The following is a 15,901-nucleotide window of genomic DNA, read 5'->3' as shown; positions in this document are numbered from 1 at the left end:
ACTTTAACAGGAGGAAACATTATGAAACTTTCCAGTAACCGGCTGTTTCTGCTGGTTATGGCACTGCTCAGCGGCGTTATGCTGTCTGCGGCCATCGGGTGGCCGCTCAAGACGCAGTACACAATAGGGCCGGGCTTCCTGCCGGTGGTTATGCTATGCCTTATCATTGCTTGCTGTGTGATACTGTTCTTTTTTGACAAGTCCACGCCGGACTTTTCGTTGAACAAGCACCAACTCATTCGCTTGGGTTTGTATTTTGTAGGTCTTATCGCAATGATTCTTCTGATGGAGCATTTCGGGATCATTGCTTCTGTAGCGTTGTTCATATTTTACATTGTATTTTGGGTGGAGAAAAATCCGCTGTTAGACAGCCTAAAAGTTGCACTAACGGCAACGTTGGTGGTATGGGCCATCTTTGACCTCTGGTTGGATATCCCCATCACCATCTTCAATTTTCTGTAAAGGAGGGTCAAAACTATGATAGAAACCTTATCTGCACTCTGGCAGGGCGCGCTCTCAATGCTAACCATAACCAATATGCTGATTATCGCGCTCGGCTCCATTGTGGGCACCGTTGTCGGCGCGCTGCCCGGACTGGGCCCTTCTGCCGGCATTGCACTGATGATTCCGCTGACCTTTACGCTGCCTGTTGACCAGGCGCTGGCACTGTTGGTTGGCGTTTATATGGGCACCATGTATGGCGGACGAATTACCGCCATTTTAATCAACACCCCCGGCGACGCCCCCGCCATCATGACGGCCGAGGACGGCTACCCCTTGATGCAGCAGGGCAAGGGTGGCATGGCGATGGGTCTTTCGGCCATAGCCAGCTTTATCGGCGGTAGCTTTGGGTTGCTCATCCTGATCTTTCTGGCGCCCACGATCAGCCGTCTGGTCATCAACTTTGGCGCACCAGAGTACTTTATGCTGATGCTGCTCGGCCTTGCAACCATCGCGTTGCTAGCGGGCAAATCGATTCTTAAAGCGGTTATGATGACTGCCATCGGTTTTGTCATTGGCATGATTGGCGCGGACTATATCTCGGGTTACGTCCGTTGGGATTATGCCCCCGAACTTTTGGAAGGTATCGACTTCGTCTTTGTCATCATCGGTATGTACGGTCTGGGCGAGGTATTCTTTAACGTTGAGAATGAGACGCGCTTAAATTTGGGTAAGCCAAGCTTTAAAATGAGTGAATTCATCCCCGGTATTGGTGTCATTAAAAGGACATTGCCCTCCATGCTGCGCGGTTCAGTTATCGGCACGTTGGTCGGCATTCTGCCCGGTGCGGGCGGCACCATTGCCACATTTTTGGCCTATGCAACCGAAAAAAAGGTCTCAAAAACGCCGGAACGTTTCGGCAAGGGTGCTGAAGAAGGCCTCGCCGCCCCCGAAGCCGCCAACAATGCCTCGGTACCCGGCGCATTGGTACCGCTTATTACCCTGGGCATTCCGGGCTCTGGTGGTACCGCTATCTTTTTGGGTGTACTGATTATGTTTGGCATGCAGCCTGGGCCGCTACTCATGGTCAAATCTGCCGGAATTGTCTGGGAGATGATCGCGGCACTGTGCCTTGCAAACCTATTCCTACTCTTTTCCAACGTGCTGATGATTCCGCTGTTCGTCAATATGATCCGCATTGTTGAAAAGAACCTTTCTCCGCTGGTGCTGGTGTTCTGCTGTGTCGGCGCCTATGCACTTAATTACAACTTTTTTGGCGTCTGGCTCATCGTGATCTTCGGCGTGTTCGGCTATTGCGTCAAGAAGCTTAAATATCCCGCCGGACCGTTGATTCTTTCGGTGGTGCTGGCACCCCTAACCGAGAATTATTTCCGCCAGTCGCTCATGCTTTCGCGCGGTAGTTACGCTATTTTTGTCACACGCCCCGTCAGCCTTGTTATCTTTCTTGCCATTATCGGCGTGTTCTTGTACAGTCTCGGCAAAAAATATGTTTTTGGCAAGAAAAAGATCAAGACAGCCTGATTTGGAGGGAGCAAAAACCAATGAAAATAGTTCGTATGGCGCAGGCCGGCGGATTGGAATCCGGCGACGTGCTGGTGACGGTCGAGCCCAATGAGGGCGGCGGTGTTACCCTTGAGCTTGAAAGCGTACTTAAAGCGCAATTTGGCAAGTCTATTCTCGAGACAGTCCACCGCGCCGCCCAGATCATGCAGGTTCCCGATGCTGCAATCCGTCTCGTCGATCGGGGCGCCTTGGATCATGTGATCCTCTCCCGGGTACAAACCGCCTTGCTTCGGGCCGGCGATCAAACAACATTTGACTGGAGCAGGGGGGATGTGCAATGAACCGAGATCGATTGAGAAGAAGTGTCCTGTATGCCAGCGCTTCAAATCCGGCCAATATAGCGCAGGCGCCGTTATACCGCGCCGACTGCCTGGTTTACGACCTTGAAGACTCGGTTTCGGTCGCTGAAAAAGATGCGGCGCGCTTTCTGGTCTATAACACGTTGCGCCGGCCCCGCATCTCTCAAAGCGAGCTGGTCGTGCGCATCAACGGATTGGATACACCGTTCGGACGCCAAGACCTTGAAGCTATCGTGCGGGCTAAGCCGGATCTGATACGCCTACCCAAGTGTGAATCGCCAGAGATCGTCCACGAGGTCTGCGACGAAATTTCCCGCATTGAACGAGACGCCGGCATCGAGGAAAACAGCATTGGAATCATGGCGATCATTGAGACGGCGTCTGGTCTGCTCAACGCCCGAGAAACCGCTATGGCCAGCAAGCGACTCGTCGCACTATCGCTCGGCGGTGAGGATTTTACCGCGAGCATGAAGACCACCCGCACCGCAAAAGGTACCGAGCTGTATTACGCTAGAAACGTCATTGCACTGGCTGCCAGAGCGGCGGGTATTCAGGCCATCGACACGGTGTATTCTGATATCAACGATGAGGAGGGGCTGGTTGAGGACACCCTTGCCATCAAAAACATCGGCTATGACGGTAAGGTCGCCATCCATCCGCGTCAGGTGGATCGTATCAACACGTTGTTTACCCCCACTGACAAAGAGATAGACAAAGCGATGCGCATTTTTGCGGCAATTCGCGAGGCGAACGCGCGCAACTCCGGTGTTATCGCCCTTGACGGTAAGATGATCGATGCCCCTGTGGTCGAACGCGCCCGCCGCACGATGGCGCTTGCAAAAGCGACCGGAAAATGGAATGGAGGGGATGAAGATGGCGTTGAATAAAGCGGGAGTCAATCTCCCGGAGGAATGCGGCGGCCATATCATAAAGCCCTACACCGGGCCGTTTGCAGCCGTCAACCCCGCAACAGGAAAAATGGGCTTTGGCGGTGGAAGTAAACTGTGTGTCGGTCTGCGGGCAGCCATTGAGGAAAGTGGCCTGAAAGACGGCATGACGATCACATTTCACCATCATTTTCGCGAGGGAGACAAGATTATCGGTCAGGTTCTGACCACCATTGAAGAAATGGGGATACGCGGCCTGCGCTTTGCGCCGAGCGCCGTTGTCAATTTGCGCAATCCCTCGATAGTACATTTTATTGAGAGCGGCGTAATCGACCGAGTGGAGGCCAGTGGCATCCGCGGCGAACTTGGCGACGCTGTCATTGCGGGTGCGATGGAAAAGCCGGTCATTCTGCGCCCACACGGCGGACGTCCACGCGCGATTGCAGCCGGGGAGCTGACGGTGGATGTTGCCTTTATCGGCGTTTCTGCCGCCGACGAATACGGCAACGCCAACGGCGTCATCGGCGAAAACGCCTGCGGTGCGCTGGGCTACAGCCATGTCGATGCACAGCACGGCAAAAAGGTTATTGCGGTTACCGATACCATTGTGCCTTACCCCTGTACGCCGGCCACTATCCGTCAGGAGACGGTGGATATGGTGGTTTGCTTAGATGAAATTGGCGACAGTGATCTAATCGGCAAGGGTGCTGCCCGCCTGACCCGAAACCCGCGCGACCTGCTGATTGCTAAAAACACCGCCGTAGTTATCGCCCATTGCGGCTGCTTTGAAAACGGCTTTTCTTTTCAGACGGGCGCAGGTGCCATCCCGATCGCCTGTACCAAATACGTAGGCGATTACATGCAGGAAAAGGGCATCAAGGCGGGCTTTGCTTTGGGCGGTGTCACATCCGGAATAGTTGATTTATTAAACGCCGACCTGATCAATTACGTCGAAGCGGTGCAGTCCTTCGACGCTGTGGCGGCTCGCGCCATGTTGGGCAATAGCCGCATTGTCGAGTGCGACTCCAACCGCTATGCAAACCCACACAACAAGGGCTGTATGGTCAACCGTTTGGATATCGCCGTGCTGGGCGCGCTGGAAGTGGATGTCAACTTCAACGTCAACATACTGACCGGATCAAGCGGTGAGATGCTTGGGGGATTGGGCGGCGGCCCGGATGTTGCTGCCGGCGCAAAGGTGCCAATATTGGCCCTGCCGCTGTTCCGCGGGCGCACCCCTTCAATTGTCAATAAAGTCTTTACACTGTGTACCCCCGGTGAGACGGTTGCAGCCGTTGTCACCGAGGTGGGTGTCGCATTAAACCCGCAGCATCGCAGCTATGATATGCTGCGCGACTCCCTTAAAAACGCCGACGTGGCGATATGCGGAATTGAAGAGATGAAGCATCTGGCCGAGACAATCACCGGCATTCCGGAGCCTATCCGCTGCACCGACCGTGTTGTCGCACTGGTTGAATATCGAGATGGCACCGTTATAGATGTGATCCGTCAGTTGGAGAAATAATTTTTAATTTTACGCACATGCCTTCCCTGTGCGGTGAAGGCATGTGCGCCCTCATTTAGAAGAAGGGGAGTATTATATTGAAAAAGATTGCATTGGTCGGCCCCTACCATCCCAAAACGCGGGAAACGCTTTATCACATGCTGCCTGAAGGTTTTGAGATGTACAACGTCCCCACCCGGGAGGATTATGGCAAGTTAAGCGAGGCCGATTACATCATTATCCGCACCATCCGGCTGGAAGGTGACGATCTGGCAGCGGCTGACCGGCTCCAGTTCATTCAAAAGTGGGGCGCAGGCTATGACTCGCTCGATATTCCGGGCATCAGCGCTCGGGATATTCCCGTTGCCACCTGTGTTGGCATCAATTCTCAGCCGGTGGCCGAGCTGGCGGTGTTGCACATGCTTGCCGTTTACCGCCACCTGCTTGCCGCAAACCGCCGGTTAAAAGAAAATGTCTGGGCCAAAGATGAATTTTCAAGTACATCCTACCTTATCAACGGAAAGACAGTCGGTCTGGTAGGGCTTGGCAACATTGGTCGTAAGGTAACCAAAATTGTTCAGGGCTTCGGCGCAACGGTACAGTATTATGACATGTTCCGCATCCCAGAAGCGCAGGAACAGGCACTTGGAATCACGTTTTGCCCGCTGGATCAACTGATGTCGACCTCCGACATTGTCAGTTTACATGTACCTCTGACTGAACAGACCACCAACCTGATTGATAAAACCCGGCTGGCAATGATGAAGCCAACCGCTATTCTTATCAACACGGCACGTGGCGGCATCGTCAATGAGGATGACCTCGCCGAGGCATTGCAGACCGGAAAGCTGTTAGGTGCAGGCCTTGACGCTTTTGCCGCCGAACCGCCCGGGGCCGATTGCCCGTTTTACACCATGAAAAACGTCGTCATAACGCCGCACATCGGTGGAAACACTGCGGATAATGATGTGAATATGATTGTGCGCTGCTTTGATAATATTAAAAAAGTAGACGGTGGTCTGCCGCTTGGACGGCGAGATGTCGTCAATGCGCAACTGCTGAACACTAAGATTCAATTGGAGGACTGATTTGTATGGCGTTTCATCCAATGCCCGCGCTTTTGCCCGAGGAAATTATTGTGCGCGCCTCTAAGCTTAGCACTGCTCAGCTGGCCGACGGTATGAAGGGGTTGGGCATTCCGAACGACGGCTGCATTGCGCTGGGCATGCCGGTGTATGCCAGAGGATTTATGCAGCGCGGCCCCGGCAAAAAAGGCCCCGGAGAGATCAACCAGCCTGTCACCTGCGGCGGCATCACCGTTAGCCCCGGTGACCTGATCGTGGGCGATTACGACGGCGTTACCGCCGTTCCCCGCGACAGGATTCTTGAAGTGCTGGAAAAGGCCGAGGAAAAGGCAGCCTATGAAGAGAAGCGCGATGCGGCAATCGCGGCCTACAAAGCGGCTGTGGCTTTGGGACAGGAACCCCCGCAACTCGCCCCACAGTGGGTTCTGGATATGCATAAATAAGAATGGAATTTATCTGGAGATTGCTCGATGATTACAGGGACGGCTCCCCGTGTTTTGCGGCTCAAGCACCAGAAAAACAACAGTTTAACCTGTTGTGCCACACGTCGCAGCCCGCCGAGAAACAGAGGAATAAGATATGTATTTAGAGCGAAAAATCACGATACAAGCGGCTCTCCCACTGCTTGAGCACTGCGGATTGACATGCTCAGCTCAGACGCCGAATTACACCGTGGGAATTTATGAAGAGGATAGCGACATGCTTTTGGCGACTGGTTCGCTCGTCGGAGATATGCTGCAAATGATCGCGGTTTCACCGTCCTGTCAGGGGGAGGATTTATCCGCCAAGGTTGTCACCCACCTGCTGCGTGTGGCTGCTCAAAAAGGCGTCTACCACCTGCACTTATTCACTAAGCCTGAAAAAGCCGACTATTTCAGACAGCTCGGATTCCGCGCCGTCGTTTCTGTGCCGGGAAAGGCCGCGTTGCTGGAATGGGGCGCACAGGGTGTAGATCAGTTTTGCCGTACGCTTTCTGCTCAGGCAGGCCCCTCCCGCGGGCGGGTGGGTGCGGTGGTCATGAATTGCAACCCGTTCACGTTGGGGCACCAGCACCTTGTTGAACAGACAAGCCGCTGTTGCGATCGGGTGATTATTCTGGCGGTGCAGGAAAATCTCTCGGAATTTCCGTTTGAAGTGCGGTTTGAGCTGTTATGCAGGGGTGTTGCACATCTGCCAAATGTGACGGTGCTGTCCGGCGGGCGTTATGTCATATCGTCTTTGACCTTCCCGTCTTATTTTACGCGTTCGACTGAGCTTGCCGCTGTGCAGGCGGCTGTCGATATGGCGCTCTTTGCCCGCTATATTGCGCCTTCTTTGGGGATTACCGATCGCTTTTTGGGTACCGAACCGTTTTCGCCCGTAACCGAGCTTTACAATTGCGCCGCAGTTGCCCAGCTGGAACCCGCGGGTATTCGCGTGCATCTTATCGAAAGGCTGGCGCTAAAAGGTCAGGCGGTAAGTGCCAGCCGTGTCAGAGCGCTGCTGGCACAAGGCAAGAAGGCCGAGGTGCAAGCTCTTGTACCCGCCACAACCTGGGCATATCTGAATAGTCCGGATTTTGAGACCGTGTACACCCGGCTGATCGGGGCAAACGGTTAAGGAAGTATAACGCGGGATAGCCCTAAAATACAGTGGATTAATTATGAGAAGTGGAGCAAGGTAATGGTCGATATGCAGCTGGATAATATTTTGAAAGTGCGAGAAATGCGATGGCAGCGCCGCCGGTCATTGGCGGCAGACTGGCCGTCACTTTTGTCGGCTACGCTTTGCATACCATTGCCAGCGCGTGGCGAACCTTCTTTTTCAGTCTGGTTTCATCAACAATGTCAAGTGCTGATGGGGCATTTGTCGCAGGCGGGTTTTTCGCCGGTCTGTCTGGAAATTACAGATACTGCCGACGGCCCCATGATGTTGACAGGCTGCCGTTGTACTGCTGCATCATTAAAGCGTTTTTGCGTCGAGCAGGAGGAGACGCTACCCGGCGGTCGCTTACTAGATCTGGATGTCATGGGGAAGGATCTACACGCATGGAGCAGAAGTGATATTGGGTTGCCGCCGCGCCGATGCTTTCTATGCGGTAAGGAGGCGGCGGTGTGTGTGGTAACGCGCGCCCATAAACGCGAGGAGTTAATTCGCTTTGCCCGCGCGCAGTTACCATCGGTACAGCAACGACCGTTATAACGTCGATGTAAACCATTGTCAGTCTTACTATTGCCGGCGATTGCGGTATGCTCTATAGATAGGGCGCATTTTAAGGCAAGAGAGCAGGCGGTAGCTGTAGGCTGGCTACTTTAGGTAGAAAATAAATCCAAGGTTTCAACACAAGAAACCGTGGATTTTTTATATTAAAAGCCCCGAACACCTGATGATCACAATGGTATTGCCAGAGCATGAGACGATGGTTAACCGGTTGAAAAAAGTCTACTGCCAAAGTCTTCGCGACGTACATAAACGGGGAAAGCCTGGTGTTTCGGTTATCATCCCCGCCCATAACGCAGAAAAATTTTTGGCAAAAGTTATTGAAAGCGTGCAGCACCAGCAAAGGGATTTCCCTCTGGAGATTATCGTTGTGGATGATGGTTCCACCGATGGCACTGCCGATAAAGCGCAGAGCTTGGGCGTGACCTTAATTCAGCAGGTGAAGCAGGGGGCTGCCGCAGCGCGCAACCATGGTATTACCCACAGTAGCTACGGGTATCTTTTCTTTCTAGACGCCGATGACCTGCTCTGCCCCGATAGCTTGCAACGTCTTTGGAAGGCGCTTCATCAAACCCCCAACCTGGTTGCCGTTTTCTCCCGCGCGCAGGATTTTGTGGAGCTGGGTATCCCGAATGCGCAACGGTATTTGGCCGGTGCGCGCAAAGAGCCTTACTCGGGCTGCTTGCCGGGCTGTGCTTTGATACGCAAAGAGGCATTTCGCCGGGTCGGGTTATTTGATGCCACGCTTAAAAGTGGCGAAACCATTGCGTGGCAGCTCAAACTCAAGGATAGCGGTCTGCCCGTTGCCAGTGTGGAGGATGTGACGCTTTCCCGACGCATCCACGGTAGTAATACGGGAATAAGCTTCGCCAATCAGGAAAAACATGACTACGCCAATATTTTGCGCGCCCGCCTCAAAGCGCGGCAGGGAGGGGGCTAACATCAAAACCGTAACGCTGATTGTGCCGTGTTATAATGCACAGGAGCATCTTTCGATTTGCCTTTCGTCCATTTTGGCACAGACTTATTCCGACATTGAACTTATCTTTGTTGGAATTGGGGTGTCCGCAATCGGTATTGGTGCGGGTATATTTTTACAGATGGGCTCGCAGGCCTGTGCTGGCTATACGGTACAGGAGTGGCTGGGACTTTTCCACAATGCCAAACAGGTCTATACCAATTCATTTCATGGAACCGTTTTTTCTCTTTTGTTTCAAAAGACTGTACATCTTGCGCTTTTAGCGCATAGAAAAGGTGGGGATGACAGGGTGGTTTAGCTTTTTGAGACCCTTGGACTAGCGTTGCCTGAAAACCTTTTGTCAGGGGAGATTGGCGTGTTCAAAATGAATGATGAAATGTATCACGCTATGATTTGTACACAGGGTAAGCTTCGTGAGCGTGCCAGAGTTTATCTGGCGTGGTGTATAAATAGGAATTGAAGTTTTGGCATGTTGATATTTAGTACCATTGCAAGAATGGTTAACCAAATGTGTTCCCTAAAAGCTTTTTGATTATGAAAATAAAAACTGAAAAACAGCACAGGCCGTCATATGGCTCTGTGCTGTTTTTTCTTGCGGGAGAGAAAGCCTAAACAAAAAGTTTTGCAATGCTCGCAAATAAAATACAGGCGCCTATACCAATTGCCGTAGGGATAGCCATTGCCAAGGCGGTCCATTTCCAGCTGCCCGTTTCCTTTTTAATGGTTAACAGCGTCGTGGAGCAGGGCCAGTGCATCAACGAGAACAACATGGTACTGATTGCGGTGACCCAAGTCCAGCCGTTTGCCACAAACAACTGCTTCATCTCCGCTAGACTTTCCAGCTCAAGAATGCTCCCCTGGGCCATATAGGCCATAATAATAATTGGGATGACGATTTCATTTGCGGGAAAGCCTAGAATAAAAGCAATCAATATAACGCCGTCCAAACCCATCAGCTGTGCAAAAGGGTCTAAAAAGGTAGCACAATGATTTAAAACGCTGGTTCCACCCACCATTATATTGGCCATCAGCCATATCACCAGACCGGCGGGTGCAGCAACCGCTACGGCTCTTCCCAATACAAAAAGTGTTCTATCAAAAACCGAGCGAACAATCACTTTGCCGATCTGCGGTTTTCGGTAAGGTGGCAGTTCTAATGTAAATGAAGATGGGACGCCTTTAAGCAATGTTTTGGAAAGTAGCTTTGTGACGGCGAATGTGACAAATACGCCTAGTAGGATTACTGAAGTCAGCAGTATGGCAGATAACAGAGAAGCAGCAGTGCCACCCTGTACGCCGGCAAAAAACATGGTTAATATGGCAATCAACGTGGGGAATCTCCCGTTACAAGGTACGAAATTGTTTGTTAAAATGGCCAGCAATCGCTCGCGCGGCGAATCAATGATTCTACACCCGATAATTCCGGCGGCATTGCAGCCAAACCCCATGCACATGGTCAAAGACTGCTTTCCACACGCGCAACAGCATTTAAAAGGTTTATCAAGGTTGTATGCTACCCTGGGCAGGTAGCCTGCATCCTCCAGCAGTGTAAAAAGCGGGAAAAAGATTGCCATAGGTGGTAGCATAACCGAGACGACCCACGCCAAAACACGATAAACACCGAGAACTAGTAAGCCGTGTAGCCATTCTGGCGCATTCATAAAGCGGAAAAGGTCAGTCAGCCGGTCCTGCACCCAGAACAAACCGTTGGCCAGCAATTGTGAAGGGAGATTTGCGCCGCTGATGGTTAACCAGAACACCATTGCCAGCAACAAAATCATGATGGGATAGCCGGTTCGCTTACTGGTTAGAATGCGGTCAACCTTACGGTCGAATGCATCGTATTTTTCCTTTTCGTAAATAACTGCACCCCGACATATCTTTTCCGCCGCCGTCACGAGCGCGGATACAACCTTATCTTTAAGTTGATCCGGCCCGATACCTTTCTGTTTTAATTGAAGTTTTGCTACTTCTAATGCTGCGCTCAGCTCTTCATCCTGTAAAAAGTTATCACCGAGGTAGGCGTTGATCTCTTTGATGAGCGATTTATCCTGATCTAGAAGCTTTAGACTCAGCCACCGACTGTTAAGTTTTCCACCTGTTTTTTGCTTGATAATCGGTTCGATTAGGGCGATTGCATGTTCAACCTCTTCCGGATAGCGAACTTTGAGGGGGGCAGTATGAAGATCGCCATCCGTAATGCTATCGAGCGTACCCAAAAGATTAGTGAGGCTCCTTTTCTTTTGGGCGATGGTGCCGACAACCGGAACGCCTAATCGTTCAGAAACCTTTGGTAAGTCAATTGAAATATTTTTTCGTTTTGCTTCATCCATTAAGTTAACACAAACAAGAACTTTTGAAGAAATTTCGATTGTCTGTAAAACAAGGTTGAGGTTTCGCTCCAGACAGGTGGCGTCGCAGACGACCACCACGGCATCCGGTTCCCCAAAGCAGATAAAATTTCGGGCAACCTCTTCCTCGGCAGAATGGGCCATCAGCGAATATGTACCGGGTATATCCACCATAACGTAATCGTGCCTTTTACTAGAGCAGTACCCCTGTGCGTTTGAGACGGTTTTCCCCGGCCAGTTGCCGGTATGCTGATTCATTCCAGTCAATCCGTTAAACACGGTGCTTTTACCGACGTTTGGGTTTCCTGCAATTGCGATCACCTTATCGGTGGGTGCGCGCTTTTTAATTTCCAAACCGGAATCTATCGCTTTAATACCGACTGAACTGTTTGTCAGGCCCATTTCTAATCACCGCTTTCTAACAAGGCTGAATTAAAATATTGTGACAATCCTCCGAGCGTATGGCAATTACTGCGCCGCGAATTAAAAAAGCAGAGGGGTCGCCACCTGGGCTTCGGCCGATACACTCGATCTCGGTATTTTCAATTAGTCCAATATCCAGTAACCGACGTCGCATGCTGCCGGCTGAACGCAATTCACGCACAGTAGCATGCTGCCCCGGGATTAAGTCGATGAGACTGTTAATCTGGTTCATATAATGATCACCCTTCGAATAATTTTAGGATAAGGAAACATTCAACCTTATATTATTCTACTGCTTTGTGATGTGTTACAGCGATTATACGAAGGGACAGAGGCGATTAAAATGGATAAAACAAGCGGATTTTATACAATGAAAGGCTATCAGCTTAATACACAGATTGAGCTGACAACCGCAATGGAAGATTATCTTGAAATGATTTATCGTATAACGCTGGGTAATAACCGCATAAAGGTTAGCAATTTATCAAAACGTCTTCATGTAAAGCCGTCCTCGGTGACTAAGATGCTACAGCAGCTAAGCCACGCCGAATATATTCACACCGAAAAATATGGAGACATCACTTTAACTGAAAAGGGACAGAAGATGGGGGAATATCTCCTTTATCGTCACGATGTCATACACCGTTTTTTATGTGCGCTCAATGCTTCTGAAAATGAACTTGAGCAGGTTGAAAAAATTGAGCATTTTCTAGACCGAACGACTGTTAATAATCTTGCTTTGCTAATCAAACGGTTGGTAAAAGAAGATAAATAAAAAACAAGGACTTCCAGTCGCGTTTTGTCGCGTGGATGGCCCTGATATCTAAAGCTAAACTTCGATTTCCACGTAGGAACGATTTATGTCACGATGGGTAAAAAATGTGTAGTATCGCTATATTTACTGATGTTTTATTGTCTCATAGAGCAATAAAGTATCTTGCTAAGCAAAAAAATGCTAAGATAAAATTAAAATTGCCCGCTACTGCTTTATAAACGAACAAAATATTATTGTTACTCAGCAATAATATATATATATTAAAACTAATTTTCACATTATAATTATTATATTAATAAATTTGTGCGCATTTATTAACGAATGTGTGCTCAAGGAAAGAGAGAGAAAAAAATGAAAAAGTTCATCGCAGTTCTCCTTTCGTCTGCACTTGCACTGACGCTTTTTGCAGGCTGTGGCAGTTCTACAAAGTCAAACGCATCGTCCTCCGCTGCTCCCGCGGAAAGCAGTGCGGCCGCTTCTGAGACCCCCACCCTCAACTTTATAATCGCCTCAAACCAAACCTCTGCCGAAAACCCCTATCACTTCGGCCTTGCAAAGTTTAAGGAAGTCGCCGAGAGTGTTTCTGGCGGCAAAATTACCGTTACCTGCCATGATGGTACACTCGGTGAGAACGAGAACGAGCTTATTGAGAAGCTGAACATGGGCGCCTGCCAGATGGTTGTTGCTTCCCCTGGTTTCATGACCGCCATTGGCGTTCCCGAAGTTGATATGCTCTCCCTTCTCTATCTGTTCGATGACTTTGACCACTGGGAGGCTTCCCTCGACGGTGAGTTCGGCAACGCAATGCGTGACGTTATTCTCGAAAAGACCAACAAGGATTTCCGCATCATGGGCTACTGGTCTGCCGGCGTTCGTGATTACTACGGCAAAAAGGCTATAAAGACCCCCGCCGATGTGAAGGGTATCACCATTCGTACCCAGACCTCCGGTGTTGTAAGTGATTTCTGGAAACAGTGTGGCGCTATCCCCACCCAGGTGGCATGGGGCGAGCTTTATCAGGCACTTGAGCAGGGCGTTGTAGACTCTGCTGAGAACGACTACACTAACTTCATGCTCAAGGATCATCACAAAACTACCAATGGTAAGTATGTCGGTGAGACTCACCATGACTTTACCACCCGCCTCTTCCTTATGGATGGCAACTTCTATGAGAGTCTGACCGACGAGCAGAAGGGCTGGATTGACGAAGCAGCTGCTGCGGCCACTGCCGAAGAGCGCAATGTTACCTACGCTATGATGGGTGAGTCCAAGGCTAAGGTCATCGCTGACGGCGGCGTTGTCACCGAGTTCAAGGATATGGACATTGAAGCGTTCAAGGCGATTGCTATTCCGATTCAGGATAAGTTCGCTGCCGACAACGGCATGGAAGATTACCTGAAGATGGTTCGCGACGCTGCCCGTTCGTAAAGCATCCTGTTTCAACTTGCAAAACGAAGAGCCACCTGAGTTTTCGGGTGGCTTTTTTCGAGAAAGAGAGTTACTAATGAAAAGATCTATCGACATTTTACAAAAAGTCGAAGTGTTTTTCTGCTCGGTAGCATTGGGTATATTTCTTATAGCGGTAATAGCGCAGATGCTAACCCGCTACCTGGGTATCAGCGCCCTTTGGACCGAGGATGTTTCAATGTATTCCTTCATCATATCTGTGTTCCTTGGCGCTGCCGCCATGGTCAGAGATGACAAACACTTCGCATTCACAGCGCTTGAAGACAAGATTACCAATCCAACAAAGAGAGCGGCACTTAACATTGTTATTCTTCTTGTCATGCTCGGGTTTTGCGTATTCATGTTCTATTATGGGACGCTGCTCACCAAAAAGTTCTGGAACTATAAGTGGGTGAGCATCCCCGCGTTCAAGCGCGGACCCACATGGCTGTGTGTTCCCGTAAGCGCGTTTACCATGGTAGTTTATATCCTTGAAAAGCTGTATATCAATATTAAAATTATCAGGAAAGGAGGCGAGGCATAATGTTTGCCATTCTAGTGATTCTGTTTATTGTCTTTATCGCTATCGGCGTGCCTATAGCCTTCTCTCTTGGTGCGGTATCACTCATTGGAATTCTTTCGCTTGATGCAATACCCAATATGGTCGTGTTCTCAAAGATGTTTAACGGCCTCAACAGCTTTACGCTGCTTGCCGTCCCGCTGTTTATTCTGGCGGCCAACCTCATGAACTCCGGCGCTATCACAAAGCGGTTAATCGAAGTTTGTGTTGCGCTTGTTGGCCATGTCAGGGGTGGTCTGGCGCACGCCAACATACTTATCTCGATGATTTTCGCCGGAATCTCCGGTTCTTCTCAGGCGGATACTGCCGGTGTTGGAAAGATTCTTATTCCCGCCATGGAGGAACAGGGCTATGACAAGGGTACGGCGGTTGGTGTTACCGCAGCCTCCTCCACACTTGGTTCAATCATCCCACCAAGCATCATGATGGTGGTCTATTCTGGCATAGCAAACGTTGGCACCGGCGCTTTGTTCCTGTGCGGCATGCTCCCCGGATTAATGATAGGCCTTGCCATGATGAGCGTCGTTGCAGTCATGGGTAAAAAGCGCAACTTCCCCAAATCGGATCGTGTACCTGTTAAAACCGTTATCAAAATGGTACTGGAGTCGCTGCCTGCACTCCTTACACCCGTTATCCTTATCGGTGGCATTGTAACCGGCATGTTTACGCCAACCGAATCTTCCGCTTTTGCGTGCGTTTATGCTCTTATCATTGGCCTGTTCTTCTATCGCTCGCTAAGCATTAAGGATTTGCCCAAAATTCTCGTCGATACTGCGAAGCAGTCCTCGCTTTCGCTGTTTGCTCTCGCTACAGCCTGCGCACTTGGTGAGCTTTTGAGCTACTATCAGCTCAATGTAATCGTTGAGAAGTTCTTCCTCAATATGCCCGGCGGCAGCATGTTTTTCATTCTTGTAACGGTGGCCTTCTTCCTGTTCGTAGGAACATTTATGGACTCCGTTCCCGCCATGATATTGTTTGTGCCGATCATCCTTCCCTCTGCCAAGGCACTTGGAATAAGCCCCCTCATTTTGGGCCTTATCATCGTCATCACGCTTGCGCTCGGCCTCACCACCCCGCCATATGGTCTTTGCCTGCTCATTGCCTCATCAATTAGCGACTTGAGCATAGAGGAAGCCTTTAAGGGTGTGCTGCCGTATTTTCTTGCAGCATTGGCGGTTCTTACCATTTTGGTTTGCTTCCCCAACGTTTTCCTTGTGATACCCCAAACTCTCTTTCCAGCAGCATTTTAAAGTATCATTTTTGGGCATCTCCGTTTGGTTTAAAGCCAGATGGGGATGCTTTAGCTTTCTATTTCTTTTCAACAGGGTTGAATGCTGGTATAATAAAG

At 50.3% G+C, this 15,901-nt stretch carries 17 protein-coding genes; 15 read left to right on the top strand and 2 right to left on the bottom strand.

What is annotated here, in order from left to right; translation table 11 throughout:
• The first annotated feature begins 21 nt into the window (after window positions 1-21).
• The 11 genes from RBH76_04685 to RBH76_04635 all read left to right on the top strand — a co-directional run bounded on the left by RBH76_04685 (window position 22) and on the right by RBH76_04635 (window position 9,276).
• Window positions 22-462: a tripartite tricarboxylate transporter TctB family protein gene (locus RBH76_04685; GenBank protein ID WMJ84728.1), complete on the top strand. Its 441-nt coding sequence runs from the start codon at window positions 22-24 to the stop codon at window positions 460-462.
• Between the two features lie 15 nt (window positions 463-477).
• On the top strand, window positions 478-1,983 hold the full coding sequence (locus RBH76_04680) for a tripartite tricarboxylate transporter permease (GenBank protein WMJ84727.1): 1,506 nt from the start codon (window positions 478-480) through the stop codon (window positions 1,981-1,983).
• 20 nt (window positions 1,984-2,003) lie between these two features.
• Window positions 2,004-2,306: a citrate lyase acyl carrier protein gene (gene citD, locus RBH76_04675; protein ID WMJ84726.1), complete on the top strand. Its 303-nt coding sequence runs from the start codon at window positions 2,004-2,006 to the stop codon at window positions 2,304-2,306.
• Window positions 2,303-3,211 (top strand): aldolase/citrate lyase family protein, encoded by a 909-nt coding sequence (locus tag RBH76_04670; protein WMJ84725.1) that lies wholly within the window; start codon window positions 2,303-2,305, stop codon window positions 3,209-3,211. The genes citD and RBH76_04670 overlap by 4 nt, the downstream gene beginning before the upstream one ends.
• Window positions 3,198-4,736, top strand: coding sequence for a citrate lyase subunit alpha (gene citF, locus RBH76_04665; protein ID WMJ84724.1), 1,539 nt, complete (start codon window positions 3,198-3,200; stop codon window positions 4,734-4,736). The genes RBH76_04670 and citF overlap by 14 nt, the downstream gene beginning before the upstream one ends.
• 77 nt (window positions 4,737-4,813) lie before the next feature.
• The gene (locus RBH76_04660; GenBank protein ID WMJ84723.1) at window positions 4,814-5,803 is read left to right on the top strand and encodes a 2-hydroxyacid dehydrogenase; all 990 of its coding nucleotides are present in this window, start codon (window positions 4,814-4,816) and stop codon (window positions 5,801-5,803) included.
• 5 nt (window positions 5,804-5,808) lie between these two features.
• A complete protein-coding gene (locus RBH76_04655) occupies window positions 5,809-6,243 on the top strand; it encodes a hypothetical protein (GenBank protein WMJ84722.1) in 435 nt (144 codons plus the stop codon).
• A gap of 136 nt (window positions 6,244-6,379) precedes the next feature.
• Complete coding sequence (gene citC / locus RBH76_04650) at window positions 6,380-7,399, top strand: [citrate (pro-3S)-lyase] ligase (GenBank protein ID WMJ84721.1); 1,020 nt, start codon at window positions 6,380-6,382, stop codon at window positions 7,397-7,399.
• A gap of 63 nt (window positions 7,400-7,462) precedes the next feature.
• Window positions 7,463-7,981: a citrate lyase holo-[acyl-carrier protein] synthase gene (locus RBH76_04645; protein ID WMJ84720.1), complete on the top strand. Its 519-nt coding sequence runs from the start codon at window positions 7,463-7,465 to the stop codon at window positions 7,979-7,981.
• 217 nt (window positions 7,982-8,198) lie between these two features.
• Entirely contained in the window at window positions 8,199-8,939 is a 741-nt protein-coding gene (locus RBH76_04640) for a glycosyltransferase family A protein (GenBank protein WMJ84719.1), read from the top strand.
• On the top strand, window positions 8,884-9,276 hold the full coding sequence (locus RBH76_04635) for a polysaccharide pyruvyl transferase family protein (GenBank protein ID WMJ84718.1): 393 nt from the start codon (window positions 8,884-8,886) through the stop codon (window positions 9,274-9,276). The genes RBH76_04640 and RBH76_04635 overlap by 56 nt, the downstream gene beginning before the upstream one ends.
• A gap of 310 nt (window positions 9,277-9,586) precedes the next feature.
• On the opposite strand, the gene feoB is transcribed toward RBH76_04635, so the two are convergent.
• Window positions 9,587-11,731, bottom strand: coding sequence for a ferrous iron transport protein B (feoB, locus tag RBH76_04630; protein ID WMJ84717.1), 2,145 nt, complete (start codon window positions 11,729-11,731; stop codon window positions 9,587-9,589).
• Window positions 11,732-11,747: 16 nt separating this feature from the next.
• Window positions 11,748-11,984, bottom strand: a complete 237-nt coding sequence (locus RBH76_04625; protein WMJ84716.1) for a FeoA family protein — start codon at window positions 11,982-11,984, stop codon at window positions 11,748-11,750.
• Window positions 11,985-12,095: 111 nt separating this feature from the next.
• Between RBH76_04625 and RBH76_04620 the strand changes: the two genes are divergently transcribed.
• The 4 genes from RBH76_04620 to RBH76_04605 all read left to right on the top strand — a co-directional run bounded on the left by RBH76_04620 (window position 12,096) and on the right by RBH76_04605 (window position 15,803).
• A complete protein-coding gene (locus tag RBH76_04620; protein ID WMJ84715.1) occupies window positions 12,096-12,527 on the top strand; it encodes an iron dependent repressor, metal binding and dimerization domain protein in 432 nt (143 codons plus the stop codon).
• 351 nt (window positions 12,528-12,878) lie between these two features.
• Entirely contained in the window at window positions 12,879-13,955 is a 1,077-nt protein-coding gene (locus tag RBH76_04615) for a TRAP transporter substrate-binding protein (GenBank protein ID WMJ84714.1), read from the top strand.
• A 76-nt stretch (window positions 13,956-14,031) separates the two neighbouring features.
• Window positions 14,032-14,517: a TRAP transporter small permease subunit gene (locus RBH76_04610; GenBank protein ID WMJ84713.1), complete on the top strand. Its 486-nt coding sequence runs from the start codon at window positions 14,032-14,034 to the stop codon at window positions 14,515-14,517.
• The gene (locus tag RBH76_04605; GenBank protein ID WMJ84712.1) at window positions 14,517-15,803 is read left to right on the top strand and encodes a TRAP transporter large permease; all 1,287 of its coding nucleotides are present in this window, start codon (window positions 14,517-14,519) and stop codon (window positions 15,801-15,803) included. The genes RBH76_04610 and RBH76_04605 overlap by 1 nt, the downstream gene beginning before the upstream one ends.
• The last annotated feature ends 98 nt before the right edge of the window (window positions 15,804-15,901 follow it).

The organism is Oscillospiraceae bacterium MB24-C1 (assembly GCA_030913685.1).
Classification (GTDB): Bacteria; Bacillota; Clostridia; order Oscillospirales; family Ruminococcaceae; genus Yanshouia.
Note: the sequence above shows the minus strand (reverse complement) of the source record. Positions and strands in the feature narration are given on the sequence as shown.

Bases quoted from the DNA above. Each gene is read 5' to 3' on its own strand.
- RBH76_04635 (WMJ84718.1), top strand. From the start codon at position 8,884: ATGACTACGCCAATATTTTGCGCGCCCGCCTCAAAGCGCGGCAGGGAG.
- RBH76_04655 (WMJ84722.1), top strand. From the start codon at position 5,809: ATGGCGTTTCATCCAATGCCCGCGCTTTTGCCCGAGGAAATTATTGTG.
- RBH76_04620 (WMJ84715.1), top strand. From the start codon at position 12,096: ATGGATAAAACAAGCGGATTTTATACAATGAAAGGCTATCAGCTTAAT.
- RBH76_04615 (WMJ84714.1), top strand. From the start codon at position 12,879: ATGAAAAAGTTCATCGCAGTTCTCCTTTCGTCTGCACTTGCACTGACG.
- feoB (WMJ84717.1), bottom strand. From the start codon at position 11,731: ATGGGCCTGACAAACAGTTCAGTCGGTATTAAAGCGATAGATTCCGGT.
- citF (WMJ84724.1), top strand. From the start codon at position 3,198: ATGGCGTTGAATAAAGCGGGAGTCAATCTCCCGGAGGAATGCGGCGGC.
- RBH76_04610 (WMJ84713.1), top strand. From the start codon at position 14,032: ATGAAAAGATCTATCGACATTTTACAAAAAGTCGAAGTGTTTTTCTGC.
- citD (WMJ84726.1), top strand. From the start codon at position 2,004: ATGAAAATAGTTCGTATGGCGCAGGCCGGCGGATTGGAATCCGGCGAC.
- RBH76_04645 (WMJ84720.1), top strand. From the start codon at position 7,463: ATGGTCGATATGCAGCTGGATAATATTTTGAAAGTGCGAGAAATGCGA.
- citC (WMJ84721.1), top strand. From the start codon at position 6,380: ATGTATTTAGAGCGAAAAATCACGATACAAGCGGCTCTCCCACTGCTT.
- RBH76_04605 (WMJ84712.1), top strand. From the start codon at position 14,517: ATGTTTGCCATTCTAGTGATTCTGTTTATTGTCTTTATCGCTATCGGC.
- RBH76_04685 (WMJ84728.1), top strand. From the start codon at position 22: ATGAAACTTTCCAGTAACCGGCTGTTTCTGCTGGTTATGGCACTGCTC.
- RBH76_04670 (WMJ84725.1), top strand. From the start codon at position 2,303: ATGAACCGAGATCGATTGAGAAGAAGTGTCCTGTATGCCAGCGCTTCA.
- RBH76_04640 (WMJ84719.1), top strand. From the start codon at position 8,199: ATGGTTAACCGGTTGAAAAAAGTCTACTGCCAAAGTCTTCGCGACGTA.
- RBH76_04625 (WMJ84716.1), bottom strand. From the start codon at position 11,984: ATGAACCAGATTAACAGTCTCATCGACTTAATCCCGGGGCAGCATGCT.
- RBH76_04680 (WMJ84727.1), top strand. From the start codon at position 478: ATGATAGAAACCTTATCTGCACTCTGGCAGGGCGCGCTCTCAATGCTA.